This is a genomic window from Kosakonia sp. S57 (genome assembly GCF_016516575.1).
In the GTDB taxonomy this organism is placed as follows: Bacteria; Pseudomonadota; Gammaproteobacteria; order Enterobacterales; family Enterobacteriaceae; genus Kosakonia; species Kosakonia cowanii.
On the sequence record NZ_JACVUL010000020.1, the window covers coordinates 13,439 to 34,304 of the forward strand.

Genomic DNA, 20,866 nt, shown 5'->3' on the forward strand with positions numbered 1-20,866 from the left:
GGGCAGCAAACACTCTGCCTGTCCGTGACAGGCGCTGATAGATTAAGGAACTCACATGATTCTGGATGCATTTTCTCTTCAAGGTAAAGTTGCGGTAGTAAGCGGTTGCGACACCGGTCTGGGGCAGGGCATGGCGCTGGGCCTCGCGGAAGCGGGCTGCGACATCGTCGGCATCAACATTGTTGAACCGACTGAAACCATCGAGCGCGTCACCGCGCTGGGCCGCCGTTTTCTGAGCCTGACCGCCGATCTGCGTAAGATCGATGGCATTCCGGCCCTGCTTGAGCGCGCGGTCGCCGAGTTTGGCAAAATCGATATCCTGGTGAATAACGCCGGTCTGATCCGCCGCGAAGATGCGATCAACTTCAGCGAGCAGGACTGGGATGACGTGATGAACCTGAATATCAAGAGCGTCTTCTTTATGTCCCAGGCGGCGGCGAAACACTTTATCGCCCAGGGCAACGGCGGCAAGATCATCAATATTGCTTCGATGCTCTCCTTCCAGGGCGGCATCCGGGTGCCTTCTTATACCGCTTCGAAAAGCGGCGTGATGGGCGTGACCCGTCTGCTGGCGAACGAGTGGGCGAAGCACAACATCAACGTTAACGCGATTGCGCCGGGTTATATGGCGACCAACAACACCCAGCAGCTGCGTGCTGACGAACAGCGCAGCGCCGAGATCCTCGATCGCATCCCGGCTGGCCGCTGGGGTCTGCCGAGCGATCTGATGGGGCCGGTGGTGTTCCTCTCCTCTAAAGCCTCTGATTACATCAATGGCTACACCATCGCCGTTGATGGCGGCTGGCTGGCGCGTTAATCCCTGCGCGATAAATAAAAGAACCTGCTGCGGCAGGTTTTTTTATATCTGCATATTATTTGTCCATACGCAACAAATTGAAATATCCATATCATTTACTCTTAATTATTTCGCTAACGTTAAAATATGCTTAAAAATAAGCTAATTAAAAATAGTTTAGCGCTTAAACACTATTTTCAAAATTGTAAACTCCATCACAAAACAGTAGCTGACAGCTATTTTATCCATATCTTCGCGTTTTCCTCACTGACGCTTTTCCCGTCGCTGCCTTAATTTCATATAACGTCTTATTCTGTGCAGGCAGGAAATAATAATGGCTTTTCTCAGTAATGATTCTGTCGCTTTACCCCGTGCGCTGCGTGATACCCGACGCATGAATATGTTTGTCTCTGTTTCCGCCGCGGTCGCCGGGCTGCTGTTTGGCCTTGATATCGGCGTGATTGCCGGCGCGTTGCCGTTTATTACCGATCACTTCACCTTAAGCAACCGGCTGCAGGAGTGGGTGGTGAGCAGCATGATGCTCGGCGCGGCGATTGGCGCGCTGTTCAACGGCTGGCTCTCTTTCCGCCTCGGCCGTAAATACAGCCTGATGGTGGGGGCGATTCTTTTTGTGGCCGGTTCGCTCGGCTCGGCGTTTGCTACCAGCGTCGAAGTGCTGCTCATCTCCCGTGTGCTGCTTGGCGTGGCGGTCGGTATTGCTTCCTACACCGCGCCGCTCTATCTCTCCGAGATGGCGAGCGAAAACGTGCGCGGCAAGATGATCAGCATGTATCAGCTGATGGTAACGCTGGGGATTGTGCTGGCGTTTCTCTCCGATACCGCGTTCAGCTACAGCGGCAACTGGCGGGCGATGCTCGGCGTGCTGGCTCTACCAGCGGTGCTGTTGATTATCCTGGTGATCTTTTTACCCAACAGCCCGCGCTGGCTGGCGCAGAAAGGGCGTCATATTGAAGCGGAAGAGGTGTTGCGCATGCTGCGCGATACGTCGGAAAAAGCGCGTGAAGAGCTGAATGAAATTCGCGAAAGCCTGAAGTTAAAGCAGGGCGGTTTTCAACTGTTCAAGAACAACCGCAACGTGCGCCGCGCGGTCTTTCTCGGCATGCTGCTGCAGGCGATGCAGCAGTTCACCGGCATGAATATCATCATGTATTACGCACCGCGCATCTTTAAGATGGCCGGTTTTACCACCACGGAAGAGCAGATGATCGCCACGCTGGTGGTCGGTCTGACCTTTATGTTTGCGACCTTTATCGCCGTCTTTACGGTGGACAAAGCCGGGCGCAAACCGGCGCTGAAAATCGGCTTTAGCGTGATGGCGATTGGTACGCTGATCCTCGGTTACTGCCTGATGCAGTTTGATAACGGCACGGCGTCCAGCGGTCTGTCGTGGGTGTCTGTCGGGATGACGATGCTCTGTATCGCCGGGTATGCGATGAGCGCCGCGCCGGTGGTGTGGATTTTGTGCTCTGAGATCCAGCCGCTCAAATGCCGCGATTTTGGTATCACCTGTTCCACCACCACCAACTGGGTGTCGAACATGATTATCGGCGCGACCTTCCTGACATTGCTGGATGCGATTGGTGCGGCGGGCACGTTCTGGCTCTATACCGCCCTGAACCTGGCGTTTGTGGGTGTCACCTTCTGGCTGGTGCCGGAGACGAAAAACGTCACGCTTGAGCATATCGAGCGTCGTTTGATGTCCGGGGAGAAGTTGCGCAATATCGGCGTGTGAGGAGTTGCCGGATGGCGCGCAAGCGCTTATCCGGCCTACAAAACCTAATGAAACTGCATTCGTAGGCCCGGTAAGCGTAGCGCCACCGGGCATTTTTTGCCGGATGGCGCGCAAGCGCTTATCCGGCCTACAAAACCTAATGAAACCACATTCCCAGGCCCGGTAAGCGTAGCGCCACCGGGCATTTTTTTGCCGGATGGCGCGTAAACGCTTATCCGGCCTACAAAATCTCACAGCTTCGACTTTTTACCTGATTAGCGCATGGCGCGCTTGAGGATACGCTCGGCCTGGCGCTGGAAGTCCGTCGCGGTCTCTTCAACGGTTTTCTGGCCATAATCGATGTACTGAATCGCGGTACCGAACTGCGCCACAATCTGCGGATCGTCAAAATATGGCGACACGGAGAGTTTTGCCGGCAGCGACTGCGCCAGACGCAGGCCTGCGACCGCCGGATCCTCCTCTTTGATAACCCCGCTGGCGGTCAGCGTCTCAACCGCCGCTTTGCTCAGCGGTACACCGCGCTCAAGGCCCAGCGTCTGCACACCCTCTTTGCTATTGAGCAGGAAGTTAATCACCTGCGCCGCCTCTTTCGGATGTTTGGTCGATTTACCAATCGACAGCATCTGCGCCGGTTTAAAGAACAGCCCCGCATCGGTCGCACCCGGCAGCATCGGATAGTCGCCCAGCACCAGTTTGGCCGGTGGCTTCAGGTTGTCGGAGTATTTGGTGATGGTGGAGTTCCACATATAGGTGCCGCCCCATTCGCCCTCGATCCACGGCTTCATCTCATACATGTTGCTCTTACCGAACGAGGCGTAGTATTTCGAATCCGGCATCACGTGGCTATCGACCAGCTTTTTGTACATCTGGAAGAACTCAACCCACTGCTCTTTGCTGTAGCTGAATTTTTTCGTCTTTTCGTCAACGGCCGGAATGTTGTACTTCTGCACCATATAAGAGTTGAGCAGCGCCAGCGTATCCTGGTGCTCCAGCACTACCGGGTAGTACTGTTTGCCCAGCTTGCTCTCAAAGGTTTTGCCCGCCGCCATCAGCTCATCCCAGGTTTTCGGGAAGCTGACGCCCGCTTTTTTCCACTGCTCGTCATTGAAGTAGAAGACGCGCGCGGTTACCGAGATAGGAATACCGTTTAACTTGCCGTTAATGGTGGTGGTTTGCAGCTCTTTCGCGTCGAACTGGCTGAGATCGATAATATCTTTCACCTGGTTCAGGTCGTAAAAACCCTCGCCGTTTTTCGAGAAGATCGGCAGCCAGTTCCAGTTGGTCTGCATCACGTCCGGCTCGGTGCCGCCAGCGATCTGCGTGGTCAGACGGGAGAGGTGCCCGTCCCAGCCGGTATATTCGGACTTCACGGTAATATCGGGATGCTGTTTATGGAACTCTTCCAGCGCTTTTAAGGTGACCTGGTGACGACCGTTGCCGCCCCACCAGGACATACGCAAATCAACATTGTCAGCGGCGGTGGCGGGTAGAGCGCACATGCCCAGGGTTGCGGAGATAGCTGCGCCGATTAGCACTTTTTTCATTTTTATACTCCAGTTTATGTAGGTCACGCTGAGGCCGCCTGACGCGGCCCGCATGTTTTTAGCTATAGAGAGATGTTCTGTTCCGTTTTCGCGTCAAAGATATGGCACTTATTCATGTCGAACTTAAAGTAGACCTTCCGGTGAAGCCCCTTAGCAATCAACGGCCTGGATTCATCAGAGGGAATGCGGGCGGTCAGCTCATAGTCGGCGACTTTCAGGTAGACGAAGAACTCGTGACCCATATTCTCGACGCGCACCAGATCGCCCGCGCCGCAGTCGTCGCTGAAGGGCTCATCGGAGACGGAGACAAACTCCGGACGCACGCCAAAGAAGACCTCTTTGTCGGCATAAGCCGCGACTCTCTCCTGCTGATGAGCGTTAAGCGCCAGCGTCTCCTGGCCGACGGTAATGTGCAGGGAACCCTCTTTCTGCACGATTTTCGCCGGTTTGATGTTCATCTCCGGCGCGCCAATAAAGCCCGCGACGAACATGTTTTTCGGGAAGTGATAGAGGTTATCCGGCGTATCGACCTGCATGATATGGCCGAGCTTCATCACGCAGATGCGGTCGCCCATGGTCATCGCTTCGGTCTGATCGTGGGTCACATACACGGTGGTCGCCGGTTTACCGGAGCTTTTTAACTGCTTATGCAGATCCGAAATGCGGATGCGCATTGAGGCGCGCAGCTTGGCATCGAGGTTGGAGAGCGGTTCGTCAAACAGGAAGACATCTGGTTTTTTAACAATCGCACGGCCAACGGCCACGCGCTGCGCCTGGCCGCCGGAGAGCTGGCGCGGCAGACGATCCATTAACTCCTCCAGTTCGAGGATTTTCGCTGCTTCATCTACCTGGCGTGCGATCTCATCCTTCGGCATTTTGCTCAGCTTCAGGCCGAAGGCGAGGTTTTCGCGCACGGTCATATGCGGATAGAGCGCGTAGTTCTGGAACACCATGGCGATGCCGCGCGACTTCGGCGCGAGGTTGTTGACAATCTTTTCGCCGATGCGCACTTCGCCGCCGCTGATGGTCTCCAGCCCCGCCAGCATGCGCAGGGTGGTCGATTTGGCGCAGCCGGAGGGGCCAACGATCACCATAAACTCACCGTCGGCGATTTTCAGGTCGATACCATGTACCGCTTTGAAGCCGTTGGAGTAGACCTTTTCCAGTTTGTTGAAAATTACTTCAGCCATGATACTTCCCTCTTAACCTTTGATTCCGCTGCTGGTGACGCCCTGTACGAAGTAGCGCTGTGCCAGGAAGAAGACAATGATGGACGGCAGAATGGAGATACTCGCCATTGCCAGAATTTCGTTCCACGGTGCGCCTTCGGTCACGTCGATAGACATTTTCAGCGCCAGCGCGATGGGGTATTTATCCACGCTGTAGACGTAGATCAGCGGCCCGATAAAGTCGTTCATCGACCACATAAACTGGAACAGCGCCACGGAGATAATCGCCGGTTTCAGGATCGGCACCACCACGTACCAGAGCACCTGCCACGAGTTACAGCCATCGATCTGCGCCGCTTCTTCCATATCGCGCGGTACGCCGCGTAAGAACTGAATCAACATAAAGACGAAGAAGCCCTGGGTGGCGAAGGCCAGCGGCAGGTAGAGCGGCATGTAGCTGTTGAGCATGCCCATTTCACGGAACATCAGGTATTGCGGGATCAGCAGCACGGTGCTCGGCAGCAGCATGGTGGCGATCAGCGTGCCGAACCAGAAGTTCTTCCACGGGATCTCAAAGCGCGCAAAACCGTATGCCACCACCGTCGACGAGATGATCGTCAGGATCACTTTCGGGATCACATACTTAAAGGTGTTGAGCATGTAATGGCCGAAGGTGTATTCGGTGCCGGTTTTCCAGCCGTTGATAAAACCGTCCCAGGTGGCGTGGTTCGGCCACAGCCCGAGGGTGGTGAAGATCTCATGGTTCGGTTTGAACGACGCCGAGAACATCCACGCCAGCGGGTAGAGCATCAGCAGGCCGACCAGCAGCAGGATTGTGTAGCGGATCCAGGCGCTGATTTTCTCGCGGCGCAGGGTGCGCGCCACTTCACGTTCAGCTTCTTTCATGCCCGGCGTAAGGTGTTGAACATCAGCCATTTTTGCCTCCCTTATCGGCAGAGTAGAAGACCCAATACTTCGAGGACTTAAAGGCGACAGAGGCAAAGACCGCCACCACCAGGAAGAGCACCCAGGCCAGCGCTGCGCCGTAACCCATATCGAAATATTTGAACGCGGTGTCGTAGATATAGAGCGAGAAGAGATAGGTGTAGTAGGTCGGGCCGCCGCCGGTAATCACGTACGGGCCGGTAAACTCCTGGAACGCCTGCGTAGTCTGCATGATGAAGTTGAAGAAGATCACTGGCGTAATCAGCGGCACGGTCACCTTCATAAACATCTGCCATTTGCTGGCACCGTCGATCATTGCCGCTTCATACTGCGACTGCGGAACGTTTTGCAGCGCCGCCAGGAAGATCACCATCGCCGAACCGAACTGCCAGACGCGCAGCAGCGTGACCGACATCAGCGCCAGCGACGGTTCGCCGAGCCAGTTGATGGGATCAAGTCCAAAGACGCCGATAAAGCTGTTTAACAAGCCATCGATGGCGAACAGTGCGCGCCACAACACCGCGATAGCAACTGAGCTGCCGAGGATCGACGGGATGTAGTAAGCGGTGCGGAAAAAGCCGATGCCGCGCAATTTAAAATTGAGCACAAAGGCGATGCCCAGCGCAAAGGCCAGCTTCAGCGGAATGGTTAAAAAGACATAAGCAAACGTCACGCCCATCGATTTCCAGAAGAGGGTATCTTCAGTAAACATGTAGCGGTAGTTTTCAATGCCATTAAATACCGGCGGGCTCATCAGATCATACTCAGTAAAACTGAGAAAGAAGGATGAGATGAATGGGAAAGCGGTAAAGACAATCAACCCTATTATGTAAGGTGATATCCAGGCCAATCCCAGTAGTCTGTTTTCATTCATAGATACCTACCTGGCGAGCAATGTGTAATTCGGATTCGGAGAGCCGCCGCCCTTTCATGGGGTAAAGGGTGCGTTAGATCACAATATTTAATGAAATCAAAGCATTTTGAATCTGTAACTGCCGGAAAATATTGATGTTATTCCAGGTTTTAAAATCCTCTGAACTTGCGTTCTTGAATTGTAAAACATCGTTTTAAAATATTTTATTGTGTTTAAATGTGCCGTCATTCGTTAAATTGCTGAAATGTGATCGAAGTCGAAACGATGTTTCAATAAAGTGATTTGGCAGTCATTTTCAGGTAAAAAACGCGGACTTTTCAGTAAATAAAAAGCGGGTATTTCGACAAGCGAAGGGGCAGGGAAAAATATCGCGCGGTGAAATCATTCAATATTTAAACCATTATCCGGCGAAGGATTATGTTGTCGCGCAGAAATAAAAACGCCTCCACGGCGGGAGGCGCTTTTCACTGCTGAAAGACTCAGGATTGCAGAAAATCTTCGCGGATCGGCGTGAAGGTATCGAGCAGAGTGCCCGGCTTCAGACAGACGCAGCCGTGCATAATGTGCGGTTCCTTGTAAAGTGTATCGCCTGCGGTGACGATATGTTTCTCATCACCGATGGTAAATTCGAACTCCCCGGATAAAACATAGGTGAGCTGCTCATGAGGGTGGTTATGCATCGGGCCGATAGCGCCCTGTTCGAACATAACTTCAACCGCCATCATTTTGCCGCCATGGGCGAGAATACGGCGCGTAACGCCGTTGCCCAGGTCGTCAAGTTGCGTGTCTTTATGAAAGATAAACATCGGGCTGTCCTGTAGTCGGTAAGAGATAGTGAAACAATGTTTTAAATAATTTATCTCACGGTGGCGGAAAAATAAACGCCGGGCGGGAGAAGTTGAAAGTCGATCACAACTTTGCATGATTGCGCGAGAACGAGACGGAGAAAGGCGATGAAAACAATTGGACTGCTGGGCGGCATGAGCTGGGAATCGACCATTCCCTACTATCGGCTGATTAACGAGGGCGTTAAAGCACGCCTGGGTGGCTTGCACTCCGCGAGCCTGCTGCTGCATAGCCTCGATTTTCACGAGATTGAAACCTGCCAGGCCACCGCGCAGTGGCACAAAGCCGGAGATATCCTCGGCCAGGCGGCGGCGGGTCTTGAGCAGGCGGGGGCGCAGGCGATTGTGCTCTGTACTAACACCATGCACAAAGTGGCGGGGCAAATTGAAGAGCGCTGCCAGATCCCTTTCCTGCACATTGCCGATGCCACCGGCCATGCCATTGAAAATGCCGGCCTGCGCAATGTCGCGCTGCTGGGCACGCGCTACACCATGGAGCAGGATTTCTATCGCGGGCGGCTGGAGAAGCAGTTCGCCATCAGAACCACGGTGCCCGGCCCGGAAGATCGCCAGCGCATCAATGAGATCATCTTTGATGAACTCTGCCTTGGCACCTTCAGCGATGAATCGCGCTACTACTTTATGAATGTGATCAAACAGCTGGCGAGCGAAGGGGCAGAAGGGGTGATTTTTGGCTGTACCGAAATCGGCCTGCTGCTGCCTGAAACCCACAGCCCGATTAAGGTGTTCGACACGGCCGCGCTGCATGCTGCTGCCGCGGTCGATTTTATGCTCTCTTAATCCTCGCCGAGCATGGCGGCCAGCGGCGCGGTAATACGCGGCATGGCTGCCTTAAGATGTTCGGCAAAGGTATCGACCAGCGCGGAAGCGGGGCGGTGCAGCGGGCGCACAAGGCTGATGGTAAAGGGCACGTCGATGCTGAAACGCCGCACCGCCACGCCGCTGGTGGCATAGTCGAGAGCGGTCAGCGGGTTCACCACGGAAATGCCGACCCCGGCGCGCACCATCGCGCAAACCGATGCCGCGCTGTGGGTTTCCAGCACCATGCGGCGCTTCACCTGGTGCTCACTAAACAGAGCATCAAGCAGCTGACGATAGCTGTCGGTACGCGACAAACTGATGTAATTCTCCCCCTGAAAATCCGCCGGTGTCAGTACCCTTTTCTGCGCCAGCGGATGATCCTCTGGCATCACGCACACTTCATTACAGGTCAGCAGCGGCGTGCGCTCGGTGCCTGCGGGCGTCGAGAGCGTTTCGGTGAGGCCCAAATCGTGGCGCTGCGCCGAGAGCCACTCCTCCAGCAGCGGCGACTCCTGCGGCACAATGTTGAGGCTGACGTCCGGGTAGCGGGCGAGAAAGGGCTGCAACAGCAGCGGTAAGAAGGATTGCGAAAAGACCGGCAGGCAGGCGACCGACAGTTCGCCCTGGCGAAACTCGCGCAGGCTCTCCGCCGCGCTGACAATCCTGTCCAGCCCATACCAGGATCGCTGCACCTCTTCAAACAGCCGCAGCCCCTGCACCGTGGCGTGCAGCCGCCCGCGCGAGCGCTCAAACAGCGTCAGACCCAGCACCTTTTCAAAGCGCGCCAGCTCCCGGCTGACGGTTGGCTGCGAGGTGTGCAGCATCGCCGCGGCTTCGGTCAGGTTGCCGGTGGTCATCACGGCATGAAAAATTTCGATATGGCGCAGGTTAACAGCAGGCATAAGGTGATCCAGTTGCAGAAGGTTATCCATATCATTTTTGCATAGCCTCGCGATAAAACGATATTTTTTATTCGCTTCAACCTGTGGCGTAATCATAAAAAAGATTGCTGACGGAGTTGTTATGCCACGCTCGCTACACCAGACAGAAACCGACCTCAACGCCGCTAACCTGCTGCAACTGCCTGCGGAATTTGGCTGCCCGGTATGGGTTTACGATGCGCAAATCATTCGCGAGCAGATCGCCAAACTGCGCGACTTTGACGTCATCCGTTTTGCCCAGAAGGCCTGCTCTAACATTCATATTCTGCGCCTGATGCGCGAGCAGGGCGTGAAGGTGGATTCGGTATCGCTGGGCGAAATCGAGCGTGCGCTGGCGGCGGGTTACGATCCGAAAACGCACCCGGACGATATTGTCTTTACCGCCGATGTGCTGGATGAGGCGACGATCGCCCGCGTCAGCGAACTGGGCATTGCGGTCAACGCCGGTTCAGTAGATATGCTGGAGCAGCTCGGTGCCGTTTCGCCAGGCCACCGCGTCTGGCTGCGCGTTAACCCCGGTTTTGGTCACGGCCACAGCCAGAAAACCAACACTGGTGGTGAGAACAGCAAACATGGCATCTGGTATAGCGACATGAGCGCGGCGCTGGAGGTGATGCAGCGTTACGGCCTGCAACTGGCGGGCATCCACATGCATATCGGCTCCGGCGTTGATTATGCTCACCTTGAGCAGGTGTGTGGCGCGATGGTGCAGCAGGTGATCGACTTCGGTCAGGATCTGCCGGCTATCTCCGCCGGTGGTGGCCTGTCGATCCCCTATCACGAAGGCGAAGAGCCGGTTGATACCGCGCACTACTACGGCCTGTGGAACGCCGCGCGGGAGAAAATCGCGCAGCATCTCGGCCATGCGGTGAAACTGGAGATCGAACCGGGGCGCTTCCTGGTGGCAGAGTCGGGCGTGCTGATCTCTCAGGTGCGCAGCGTGAAAACCATGGGCAGCCGCCACTTTGTGCTGATCGACGCCGGGTTTAACGATCTGATGCGCCCGGCGATGTACGGCAGCTATCACCATATTACGGCGCTTGCCGCCGACGGGCGCGATCTGCGCGACGCAGCGCGCATCGACACCGTGGTTGCCGGTCCGCTGTGCGAATCGGGCGATGTCTTTACCCAGCAAGAGGGTGGCAAAGTGGAAACGCGCCTGCTACCGGAAGTGAAAGCGGGTGACTACTTAGTCCTGCACGATACCGGCGCGTATGGCGCGTCGATGTCCTCAAACTACAACAGCCGCCCGCTGCTGCCGGAAGTGTTGTTTGATGGCGGCGTGGCGCGCCTGATCCGCCGTCGCCAGACCATTGAAGAGCTGATCGGCCTCGAGCAGTTCTGAACCTGATCCACGATCCCGCTTGTAGATAGCGGGATCGCCCCTCCTTTTTTCCGTAAATCCCTGCAATCCGTAAGGTGGTATGCCAAATGCGCGCTATGCCGCATTTTGGAATACCAGATTGGGTGTTGCGAGGCGCATCACAGAACTTTTCGCCGGGCGTGGCTATTTTTGGTATGCCAAATGGGACGACAGCGGTATCCCTGCATCGATAAAAAAGCTCCTTTACTGAGGTGTTAACTCATGGCCCTACAAGAAAAGCTCATCGATTCGCTGGGGAGTTTCGCGACGAAATTCAACAGCTATCGCTACATCATGGCCATCAAGGCCTCGTTTATTACCCTGATGCCGGTGATTATTGTCGGCGCCTTCTCTGTGCTGATCTCCAATATGGTGCTGGACCCGAAAAACGGGCTCGCCAGCTTCCAGTCGCTCTCCTTTCTGGCGGCGCTAAAGCCGATTACCAGCGCCATCAACTACGCCACGCTTAACTTCCTCAATATCGGCGCGGTGTTCTTAATCGGTATCGAGTTGGGGCGTATCAACGGGATCCGCACGCTCTTTCCTGGCCTGCTGGCGGTGATCTGCTTTATCTGCGTGACGCCGACCACCGTTGAAATGCTGGTCGATGGTCAGATGCACGTGGTGAAAGATGTGCTGCTGCGCCAGTTCTCCGACACCCGCAGCCTGTTCCTCGGCATGTTTATCGCCATTTTGTCGGTGGAGATCTACTGCTGGCTGGAGACGCGCGAAGGGCTGAAGATCAAGATGCCGGACACCGTGCCGCCCAACGTCTCCGCCTCGTTCTCCGCGCTGATCCCGGCGATCATCACCACTACCGCGATCGCCACCTTCGGCTTTATTTTCCACCAGCTGACCGGCATGTATCTCTATGACGCGGTTTACCAGGTGGTGCAGCAGCCGCTGGAGCGGGTGGTGCAGAGCCTGCCGGGGATCTTGCTGCTGATGTTTGTCGCCCAGCTCTTCTGGGTGATTGGCATCCACGGCAACCAGATGATCAAACCGATCCGCGAACCGCTGCTGCTGGGGGCGATCACCGTCAATATGAGCGCCTTTGAACAGGGCAAAGAGGTGCCGAACATCATCACCATGCCGTTCTGGGATGTCTATATGAGCATCGGCGGATCGGGACTGACCATCGGCCTGCTGGTGGCGGTGATGATCGCCACTAAGCGCAAGGAGATGAAGGAGATCGCCAAGCTGTCGATAGGCCCTGGCATCTTCAACATTAACGAGCCGGTGATTTTCGGTATGCCGATCATGCTCAACCCGATCCTCGCGATCCCGTTTATTATCACGCCGCTGGTAACCGGCTCGATCGGTTACTTCGCTACTGCCAGCGGCTTTGCCGGTAAAGCGGTGGTGATGGTGCCGTGGACCACGCCGCCGCTGATCAACGCCTGGCTCTCTACCGCCGGATCGATGGGGGCGGTGATCACGCAGCTTATCTGCATCCTGACCGCCATCATCATCTATCTGCCGTTTGTGAAGATTGCCTCACGCCGCGCCGAGCAGGCGCAGCTGCAAGCGGAAGCCACCTCTTCAACGCCGAAAGTGTGAGGACGTTATGAGCACCAAAACCGTCACCATCCCGCCTGACTTTATCCTCGGTGCCGCCGCATCGGCCTGGCAAACGGAAGGGTGGAAAGACAAACGCGAGGGCCAGGATTCGTGGCCCGATCTCTGGTACAAAAACGATCGTCACGTCTGGCACCAGGGCTACGGCCCGGCGGTGGCGACCAACTTCTACCAGCGCTTTCGCGAAGATGTGCAGCTGATGAAGCAAGCGGGCTTAACCCACTACCGCACCTCCATCAACTGGTCGCGTTTTCTCACCGATTATGAAAATGGCGTGGTGGATGAGCGCTACGCCGCTTACTACGACGAACTGTTTGATGAGATGGCGCGTCACGGCATTGCGCCGATGATCTGCCTTGAGCACTATGAACTGCCCGGTTATCTGCTGGAAACTTACGGCGGCTGGGCGTCGAAAAAAGTGGTCGAACTCTATCTGCTCTATGTCGAAAAGGTGTTTGCGCGTTATCACCAGAAGGTGACGCGCTGGTTTACCTTTAATGAGCCGATTGTGGTGCAGACCCGCGTCTACCTTGATGCGCTGCGCTGGCCCTATGAGCAGAACACCTCGACCTGGATGCAGTGGAACCATCATAAAAACCTCGCCACCGCGAAAGTGGTGAAGCTGTTTCGCGAGAAGGGGTACAAGGGCAGCGTAGGTTGCATTCTCAACCCGGAAGTGACCTACCCGCGTTCGCGCGCGCCGCACGATCTGCTGGCAGCCGAGCGCTACGATCTCTTCTACAACCGGGTGTTTCTCGACCCGATGGTTAAAGGTCACTACCCGGCGGAGCTGCTGGCGCTGCTGGAGAAACATGGGGTGAAGTGGGAGTGCAGCGACGAGGAGCTGGCGATTATTCGTGATAACACCGTCGATGAGTTGGGGATTAATCTCTACTATCCGCACCGCGTCAAAGCGCCCTCCCGCGCCTGGCACCCGGAAACGCCTTTCCACCCGTCTTACTATTACGAGCCGTTTGAGCTGCCGGGGCGCAAGATGAACACCTCGCGTGGCTGGGAGATCCTGCCGGAGATCGTTTTTGATATGGCGATGCGCCTTAAAAATGAGTACGGCAATATTCCTTGGTTCGTGGCGGAGAGCGGCATGGGTATTGAGAACGAAGGGCAGTTTCGCAATGCACAGGGCACCATTGAGGATGATTACCGCATCAACTTTATCGCCGCGCACCTTTACCAGGCGCTGCGCGCGAGGGAGGCGGGGTCAAATTGCCAGGGCTACATGCTGTGGGCGTTTACCGATAATGTTTCGCCGATGAACGCCTTCAAAAACCGCTATGGGCTGGTGGAGATTGACCTGCAACACAACCGCGACCGCAGGCCGAAAAAGTCCCTTGGCTGGTTTCGTAAGCTCCGGGATGAGCGTCAGTTGACCCTGACCCTTGATGATGAAGTAAGATAGCGCAACGACTGATAAGTGCAGGTGATATCGTGGAGAAGGCCGTCGTCCCGCCGGAGAAAAAACAGTACCAGGAGATTGGCGACGATCTGCGTGAGCAGATCATCGAGGGTCACTATCCCGTTGGCTCGCGCTTGCCACCGGAGCGCAATATTGCCGAGAAGTATGGCGTCAGCCGTACCATCGTGCGCGAAGCCCTGCTGATGCTGGAGTTGCAGGGCACGGTGGATATCCGCCAGGGCTCCGGGGTCTATGTGATGCGCATTCCTCAGGCTCATGAAAACGAAGAGGAGCGCTTTTTAAGCAGCGATGTCGGCCCGTTTGAGATCCTCCAGGCGCGCCAGCTGCTGGAGAGCAATATCGCCGCCTTTGCCGCCAAAATGGCGACGCGGGCGGATATCGACAATCTTCGGCGCATCCTCGAGCAGGAGCAGCGCGCTATTGCCCTCAACGACACGTCGCAGGACAACAGCAAAATGTTCCACCTGGTGCTGGCGGGCGCGTCGCAAAACCAGATGCTGCTGGCAACGGTTGAGAGCATCTGGCATCACATGGACAGCAGCCCGCTGTGGCAGCAATTCAACGTGCATATCGCCAGCCGCGCCTACCGCCTGAAGTGGCTCGGCGACCGCCAAACCTTGCTGGCCGCGCTGCGCCGCCGTGATGTGATGGGGGCCTGGCAGGCGATGTGGCAGCATCTCGAAAACGTCAAAAAGAGCCTGCTTGAGCTGTCGGACGAAGACGCGCCGGATTTTGACGGCTATCTGTTTGAGTCAGTGCCTATTTTTCAGGGGAAGTTGATGTGACTATTCTGCCGCTTTATGAAGCACCGCAGCATGCGGAGCAGGTGACCGACTGGTTGTGGCAGGAGTTTGGCGACTCGCTGTCGCGAGAGTTTTTCGCCAGCATTATTGAGCACAGCCAGACGCCAGGGCAGCTGCCGCTGACTTATGTGCTGGTCGAGGGCGATGAACTGCTGGGCACCGTCGGGCTGTGGCGCTGCGATTTGATCAGCCGCCAGGATCTTTACCCATGGCTTGCAGCGCTCTATGTAAAAGAGAGTGCGCGCGGCCAGGGGCTGGCCGGGCAGTTACAGCGCCATGTTATGGATCAGGCGAAAGGGATGGGCTTTGACCTGCTGCACCTCTACGCCGCTTTCCGCGACTATTATGAGCGTTTCGGATGGGCGTATATCGGGGATGGCCTCGATTACCCAAATACCAGCGTGCATCTGTATCGCATTGCGCTTTGAGTGTTTAGCCGCTCAAACGACGTAGGCCGGATAAGCGACAGCGCCATCCGGCATTGTTTCCGCGGCACCGATTGCCGGATGGCGGCTGCGCCTTATCCGGCCTACATAATCTGAGCTACTGAAACCGCCCAGGCCGGATAAGCGATAGCGCCATCCGGCATTATTTCCGCGGCACCGATTGCCGGATGGCGGCTGCGCCTTATCCGGCCTACCAAAACGAGCCTGCAGCCACACCGATATTGCTTTTATCCAAGATTTTACAGCGAGGGGTTGTGTCCCCGCTGAAATCGGCGAACCGAAGTGTGAATGACAAGGTCTGGACGCCATGGATGGCGGACAGAGGCGAACCGAGACAGGATGTCGAGTCGAGCCGGCCGCAGTCAGGCACGCGGGAGGTGAGCGCAGTGCGCAGCACCGATTTCCTCGCGGGGCCGCGGGGATTGATAAGGGGAGCGCGGCCGCTTCCCTTATCCCGTTCACCGCAGCGGTGATAAAAATATTCCGCTATACGCCTGGTGAACGGAACCATTCCACCAATCCAACCCCATTGCCGGATGGCGCTAACGCTTATCCGGCCTACGTGGTTCCGGCGTTTCAGCAGCAATGAGCGCCTTATGAACTCTCCGGCGGTGCAATCACTGAATGACGGCGTACCAGCGTCGGGTTAAAGAGATGGGTGATCTCCGGCAGCGGGCGGTTTTCCGCCAGCGCCAGCGCCAGCTCGGCGGCCTGGGTCGCCATCGTCACGATCGGATAACGCACGGTGGTCAGCCGCGGGCGGACATAGCGCGACACCAGCACATCATCGAAGCCAATCAGCGAAATCTCGCGCGGCACATCAATCCCGTTATCGTTCAGCACGCCCATGGCACCGGCGGCCATCGAGTCGTTGTAACAGGCCACGGCGGTAAAGTTGCGTCCGCGTCCGAGCAGCTCGGTCATCGCCTGCTCGCCGCCGCTCTCGTCCGGCTCGGCGAAGGTCACCAGCCTGTCGTTGCACGGCAGACCATTCTCTTTCAGCGCATCGTAATAGCCCTGCAGGCGGTCGTCGGCGTCGGAGATCTCATGGTTGGAGCAGAGATAGCCAATGCGCGTATGGCCCTGCTGGATCAGATGGCGCGTCGCCAGCCAGGCGCCGTAGCGGTCATCCAGCGCCACACAGCGCTGCTCGAAGCCGGGCAGAATGCGGTTAATCAGCACCATACCGGGGATCTGCCTCATCAGCGACGCCAGCTCTTCGTCCGGCACCACCTTCGCGTGCACCACCAGCGCGGCGCAGCGGTGGCGAATCAGCTGCTCAATCGCTTTACGCTCTTTCTCTTCTACGTGGTAGCCGTTGCCAATCAGCAGAAAGTTGCCGGTGGCGGAGGCGACCTGCTCAACGGCTTTCACCATCGCGCCGAAAAAGGGATCCGATACATCGCTCACCACAAGCCCCACCGACTCGGTCGATTGCTGCGCCAGCGCGCGGGCGTTGGCGTTCGGGTGGTAATTAAGCGAATCCATCGCGCTCTGTACCGCCTGGCGCGAGTTTTCACTGGCTTTCGGTGAGCTGTTGATCACGCGCGACACCGTCGCAACCGAGACCCCGGCCAGCCGCGCAACGTCTTTAATCGTCGCCATTCTCTACCTTCCTGGGTAAGCGTTTACACTGCAGTTAGTGTTACGGAAAAGGGGCGTCTGTTCAAGGCGGCGCGTGTACCAGTCTTTGCAAACGTGAGCCAGCGCGGCGCGCATCGTGAAAACGTTACATGCGCGGCGTTGCAAATGCACACACTGAGAACCTTTACTTACACTTTGCGAAAGCCTGTTTCGATTGACCGCTGGTTGTCGGCGGCCCGACCGTGCGACTCTGTTCATCCCAGAGGTATTGATAGGTGAGCGCAACCCTACGTTGCACACTCGACTTACACCGACCTGCGCAGATGCGCAGGTTTTTTTTATCCTGCCGTGTAACAGTAATCGCTAATCGACACACCTCGTTTCACTTCGGCTCATTCTCTTGCTTTTTCCCGCTGGCAGCGCATCCAGGCGCAGGTGACAATCGACGTCCCAGAGGTATTGATTGGTGATTTATTCAGTACGCTTTTCGTACTTATTGATTGCACCAACCTGCGCGGACGCGCAGGTTTTTTTTTGCCTGCGTTTTATCCCTCCGCACTTCTCATGTAATCTGCCAGACTCTGAATCACATGCCTCAATGACTGGCAAAAGGAGTTGAAATGCTACTGGGCTTTTTCCGCGGCCTGTTTCGCGTCTTGTTCCGTGTACAGCTGACCGGCGATACCGCGCCTTTAAACGGCGACCGGGTATTAATCACCCCCAATCATGTCTCATTTATTGATGGCATTTTACTGGCGCTGTTCCTTCCCGGGCGTCCGGTCTTTGCGGTCTACACCTCAATTAGCGAGCAGTGGTATATGCGCTGGGTCAGCAAAATCATCGATTTTGTCCCTCTCGACCCGACCAAGCCCATGTCAGTTAAACATCTGGTTCGCCTGATTGGCGAAGGCCGCCCGGTGGTGATTTTCCCGGAAGGGCGCATCTCCGTGTCTGGCTCGCTGATGAAGATTTATGAAGGGGCCGGTTTTGTCGCCGCGAAATCCGGCGCGACGGTCATCCCGCTTCGTATTGATGGCGCGGAGCTGACCTTCTTCAGCCGCCTGAAAGGGCTGGTTAAACAGCGCCTCTTCCCGCGCATTACCCTGCATATTCTGCCGCCGACGCAGCTGCCGATGCCGGATGCGCCGCGCGCGCGCGACCGCCGCAAGATTGCCGGCGAAATGCTGCACCAGATTATGATGGAAGCCCGCATGGCGGTGCGCCCGCGCGAAACGCTGTTCGAAGCATTGCTCAGCGCCCAGTACCGTTACGGTGCCAGCAAGCCCTGCGTGGAAGATATCAACTTTACGCCGGACAGCTACCGCAAACTGCTGACCAAAACCCTCTTTGTGGCGCGCATCCTCGATAAATACAGCGCGCAGGGCGAGAAAATCGGCCTGATGTTGCCGAACGCCGGCATCAGCGCGGCGGTGATCTTTGGAGCTATCGCGCGTGGACGCATTCCGGCGATGATGAACTACACCGCCGGGGTGAAAGGGATGAGCAGCGCGATTACCGCCGCGCAAATCAAAACCATCTTCACCTCCCGCACCTTTATGGATAAGGGCAAGCTGTGGCATCTGCCGGAGCAGCTCACCCAGGTGCGCTGGGTCTATCTCGAAGATCTGAAAGGGGAAGTCACCTTTGAAGATAAGCTGTGGATTTTCCGCCATCTGCTAATGCCGCACCGCGCGCAGGTGGAGCAGAAACCGGAAGATCCGGCGCTGGTCCTCTTTACCTCCGGCTCCGAGGGCAACCCGAAAGGGGTGGTGCACAGCCATAAGAGCCTGCTGGCTAACGTCGAGCAGATCCGCACCATTGCCGATTTCACCGCCAATGACCGCTTTATGTCGGCGTTGCCGCTTTTCCACTCCTTCGGCCTGACGGTTGGCCTGCTGACGCCGCTGTTTACCGGTGCGCAGGTCTTCCTCTACCCGAGCCCGCTGCATTACCGCATTGTGCCGGAGCTGGTCTATGACCGTAACTGCACGGTGCTGTTTGGCACCTCGACCTTCCTTGGTCACTACGCCCGCTTCGCCAATCCGTATGATTTTTACCGCCTGCGCTATGTGGTCGCCGGGGCGGAGAAATTGCAGGAGAGCACTCGCCAGATCTGGCAGGACAAGTTTGGTCTGCGCATCCTTGAAGGCTACGGCGTGACCGAATGCGCGCCGGTGGTCTCCATCAACGTACCGATGGCGGCGAAACCGGGCACCGTCGGGCGCATTCTGCCGGGCATGGACGCGCGCTTAATGGCGGTGCCGGGCATTGAAGAGGGCGGTCGCCTGCAACTGAAAGGGCCAAACATCATGACCGGCTATCTGCGGGTGGAAAACCCCGGCGTGCTGGAAGCGCCAATGGCGGAAAACATTAACGGCGAGATGGAGCCAGGCTGGTATGACACCGGCGATATCGTGCGCTTCGACGAGCAGGGCTTTGTGCAGATCCAGGGGCGCGCAAAACGCTTCGCCAAGATTGCCGGCGAGATGATCTCGCTGGAGATGGTAGAGCAGCTGGCGCAGGCCGTTTCGCCGGAGAAAATGCACGCCACCGTGGTAAAAAGCGACGCCAGCAAAGGCGAGGCGCTGGTGATGTTCACCACCGATAGCGAACTGACACGCGACAAACTGCAACAGCAGGCGCGCGCGCAGGGCGTACCGGAACTCGCCGTCCCGCGTGATATCCGTTTCCTGAAACAGCTGCCGGTGCTTGGCAGCGGCAAGCCCGATTTCGTGACCCTGAAAGGAGTGGTGGATGAGGCAGAAACCGAACACGCATGAGTCAGTAAGCGCTAACTCGCCGCTCTTATCGCGAGGAATGATGGCGGTGATTGCCGCCCAGTTTCTCTCGGCATTTGGCGATAACGCACTGCTCTTTGCCACGCTGGCGCTGCTGAAAGCGGAGTTTTACCCCGACTGGAGCCAGCCTGTTCTGCAAATGGTGTTTGTGGGCGCTTACATTCTTTTCGCACCGTTTGTTGGCCAGGTGGCTGACAGCTTTGCAAAAGGGCGCGTGATGATGGTTGCCAACGCCCTGAAACTGCTGGGCGCGGCGAGCATCTGCGTGGGGGTTAACCCGTTTGTCGGTTACCTGCTGGTGGGCATTGGCGCTGCGGCCTACTCCCCGGCGAAGTATGGCATTCTCGGCGAGATCACTACCGGCGATAAGCTGGTGAAGGCGAATGGCCTGATGGAGTCATCAACCATTGCCGCGATCCTCATCGGCTCGGTAGCGGGCGGCGTGCTGGCCGACTGGCATGTGTTGGCGGCGGTTGGCGTCTGTGCGCTGGTCTACGCCGGGGCGGTGGTGGCTAACCTGATGATCCCGAAACTACCTGCGGCGCGCCCCGGACGCTCGTGGCGCTTTGGGCCGATGACCGCCAGCTTCTTCAGCGCCTGCAAAAGCCTGTGGCAGAACGGCGAAACCCGCTTCTCGCTGGTGGGTACCAGCCTCTTCTGGGGCGCGGGCGTGACGCTGCGTTTCCTGCTGGTGCTGTGGGTGCCGGTGGCGCTCGGCCTGACGGATAACGCCACGCCAACCTACCTCAACGCGATGGTTGCCGTCGGCATTGTGGTCGGTGCCGGGCTGGCAGCGAAGCTGGTGACGCTGGAAAAAGTCTCCCGCTGTATGCCTGCCGGGGTGCTGATTGGTATCGCCGTGGTGATCTTCTCGCTACAACACGCTCTGCTGCCTGCTTATGGCGTGCTGATGCTGATTGGCGTGCTCGGCGGTTTCTTCGTGGTGCCGCTCAACGCGCTGTTGCAGGCGATTGGCAAGGAGTCTGTCGGTGCGGGCAACGCCATTGCCGTGCAGAACCTCGGTGAAAACACCGCCATGCTGCTGATGCTGGGGCTTTACTCACTGGCCATCAAAGTGGGCGTGCCGGTGGTGGGAACCGGTATCGGGTTTGGGGTGCTGTTTGCGCTGGCGATTGCGGCGCTGTGGATCTGGCAGCGCCGCCGGTAAGT

At 56.9% G+C, this 20,866-nt stretch carries 17 protein-coding genes; 10 read left to right on the plus strand and 7 right to left on the minus strand.

The genetic code is table 11. The annotated features are described in order from the left end of the window. The first annotated feature begins 55 nt into the window (after nucleotides 1-55). Both kduD and IAE48_RS18020 read left to right on the plus strand, forming a co-directional pair. Nucleotides 56-817, plus strand: coding sequence for a 2-dehydro-3-deoxy-D-gluconate 5-dehydrogenase KduD (gene kduD / locus IAE48_RS18015; RefSeq protein ID WP_023480692.1), 762 nt, complete (start codon nucleotides 56-58; stop codon nucleotides 815-817). 313 nt (nucleotides 818-1,130) lie between these two features. Next, nucleotides 1,131-2,549 (plus strand): sugar porter family MFS transporter, encoded by a 1,419-nt coding sequence (locus IAE48_RS18020; RefSeq protein ID WP_023480813.1) that lies wholly within the window; start codon nucleotides 1,131-1,133, stop codon nucleotides 2,547-2,549. A gap of 254 nt (nucleotides 2,550-2,803) precedes the next feature. Here IAE48_RS18020 and IAE48_RS18025 read toward each other — a convergent pair whose 3' ends face one another. The 5 genes from IAE48_RS18025 to IAE48_RS18045 all read right to left on the minus strand — a co-directional run bounded on the left by IAE48_RS18025 (nucleotide 2,804) and on the right by IAE48_RS18045 (nucleotide 7,887). Then, the gene (locus IAE48_RS18025; RefSeq protein ID WP_128482173.1) at nucleotides 2,804-4,093 is read right to left on the minus strand and encodes an ABC transporter substrate-binding protein; all 1,290 of its coding nucleotides are present in this window, start codon (nucleotides 4,091-4,093) and stop codon (nucleotides 2,804-2,806) included. Between the two features lie 62 nt (nucleotides 4,094-4,155). Beyond that, complete coding sequence (locus IAE48_RS18030; RefSeq protein ID WP_200135180.1) at nucleotides 4,156-5,283, minus strand: ABC transporter ATP-binding protein; 1,128 nt, start codon at nucleotides 5,281-5,283, stop codon at nucleotides 4,156-4,158. Nucleotides 5,284-5,295: 12 nt separating this feature from the next. Further along, nucleotides 5,296-6,198: a carbohydrate ABC transporter permease gene (locus tag IAE48_RS18035; RefSeq protein ID WP_023480718.1), complete on the minus strand. Its 903-nt coding sequence runs from the start codon at nucleotides 6,196-6,198 to the stop codon at nucleotides 5,296-5,298. Then, nucleotides 6,191-7,081, minus strand: a complete 891-nt coding sequence (locus tag IAE48_RS18040; protein ID WP_094421947.1) for a carbohydrate ABC transporter permease — start codon at nucleotides 7,079-7,081, stop codon at nucleotides 6,191-6,193. The genes IAE48_RS18035 and IAE48_RS18040 overlap by 8 nt, the downstream gene beginning before the upstream one ends. 479 nt (nucleotides 7,082-7,560) lie before the next feature. Further along, complete coding sequence (locus tag IAE48_RS18045) at nucleotides 7,561-7,887, minus strand: cupin domain-containing protein (protein WP_094421945.1); 327 nt, start codon at nucleotides 7,885-7,887, stop codon at nucleotides 7,561-7,563. Between the two features lie 147 nt (nucleotides 7,888-8,034). On the opposite strand from IAE48_RS18045, the gene IAE48_RS18050 reads away from it, so the two are divergent. After that, nucleotides 8,035-8,727 (plus strand): aspartate/glutamate racemase, encoded by a 693-nt coding sequence (locus tag IAE48_RS18050; RefSeq protein ID WP_023480863.1) that lies wholly within the window; start codon nucleotides 8,035-8,037, stop codon nucleotides 8,725-8,727. On the opposite strand, the gene IAE48_RS18055 is transcribed toward IAE48_RS18050, so the two are convergent. Continuing rightward, the gene (locus IAE48_RS18055) at nucleotides 8,724-9,650 is read right to left on the minus strand and encodes a LysR family transcriptional regulator (protein ID WP_200135181.1); all 927 of its coding nucleotides are present in this window, start codon (nucleotides 9,648-9,650) and stop codon (nucleotides 8,724-8,726) included. The two genes, IAE48_RS18050 and IAE48_RS18055, sit on opposite strands and share 4 nt — an antisense overlap. 121 nt (nucleotides 9,651-9,771) lie before the next feature. Between IAE48_RS18055 and lysA the strand changes: the two genes are divergently transcribed. The 5 genes from lysA to IAE48_RS18080 all read left to right on the plus strand — a co-directional run bounded on the left by lysA (nucleotide 9,772) and on the right by IAE48_RS18080 (nucleotide 15,296). Continuing rightward, on the plus strand, nucleotides 9,772-11,034 hold the full coding sequence (gene lysA, locus IAE48_RS18060) for a diaminopimelate decarboxylase (protein ID WP_200135182.1): 1,263 nt from the start codon (nucleotides 9,772-9,774) through the stop codon (nucleotides 11,032-11,034). Between the two features lie 240 nt (nucleotides 11,035-11,274). Beyond that, nucleotides 11,275-12,612, plus strand: a complete 1,338-nt coding sequence (locus IAE48_RS18065) for a PTS sugar transporter subunit IIC (RefSeq protein WP_076769149.1) — start codon at nucleotides 11,275-11,277, stop codon at nucleotides 12,610-12,612. 7 nt (nucleotides 12,613-12,619) lie between these two features. Continuing rightward, nucleotides 12,620-14,047, plus strand: a complete 1,428-nt coding sequence (locus tag IAE48_RS18070) for a glycoside hydrolase family 1 protein (protein ID WP_200135183.1) — start codon at nucleotides 12,620-12,622, stop codon at nucleotides 14,045-14,047. 29 nt (nucleotides 14,048-14,076) lie between these two features. Next, nucleotides 14,077-14,850: a GntR family transcriptional regulator gene (locus IAE48_RS18075; RefSeq protein WP_023481037.1), complete on the plus strand. Its 774-nt coding sequence runs from the start codon at nucleotides 14,077-14,079 to the stop codon at nucleotides 14,848-14,850. After that, entirely contained in the window at nucleotides 14,847-15,296 is a 450-nt protein-coding gene (locus IAE48_RS18080) for a GNAT family N-acetyltransferase (RefSeq protein ID WP_200135184.1), read from the plus strand. The genes IAE48_RS18075 and IAE48_RS18080 overlap by 4 nt, the downstream gene beginning before the upstream one ends. A 612-nt stretch (nucleotides 15,297-15,908) precedes the next feature. Here the strand turns inward: IAE48_RS18080 and galR are convergent. After that, on the minus strand, nucleotides 15,909-16,919 hold the full coding sequence (galR, locus tag IAE48_RS18085) for an HTH-type transcriptional regulator GalR (RefSeq protein ID WP_200135185.1): 1,011 nt from the start codon (nucleotides 16,917-16,919) through the stop codon (nucleotides 15,909-15,911). 599 nt (nucleotides 16,920-17,518) lie between these two features. On the opposite strand from galR, the gene aas reads away from it, so the two are divergent. Next, on the plus strand, nucleotides 17,519-19,678 hold the full coding sequence (aas, locus tag IAE48_RS18090) for a bifunctional acyl-ACP--phospholipid O-acyltransferase/long-chain-fatty-acid--ACP ligase (protein ID WP_094421934.1): 2,160 nt from the start codon (nucleotides 17,519-17,521) through the stop codon (nucleotides 19,676-19,678). Then, nucleotides 19,653-20,864 carry a lysophospholipid transporter LplT gene (lplT, locus tag IAE48_RS18095; protein ID WP_094421932.1) on the plus strand — a complete coding sequence of 404 codons (1,212 nt, stop codon included), beginning with the start codon at nucleotides 19,653-19,655 and terminating at the stop codon, nucleotides 20,862-20,864. Before aas ends, lplT begins: the two co-directional genes overlap by 26 nt. The last annotated feature ends 2 nt before the right edge of the window (nucleotides 20,865-20,866 follow it).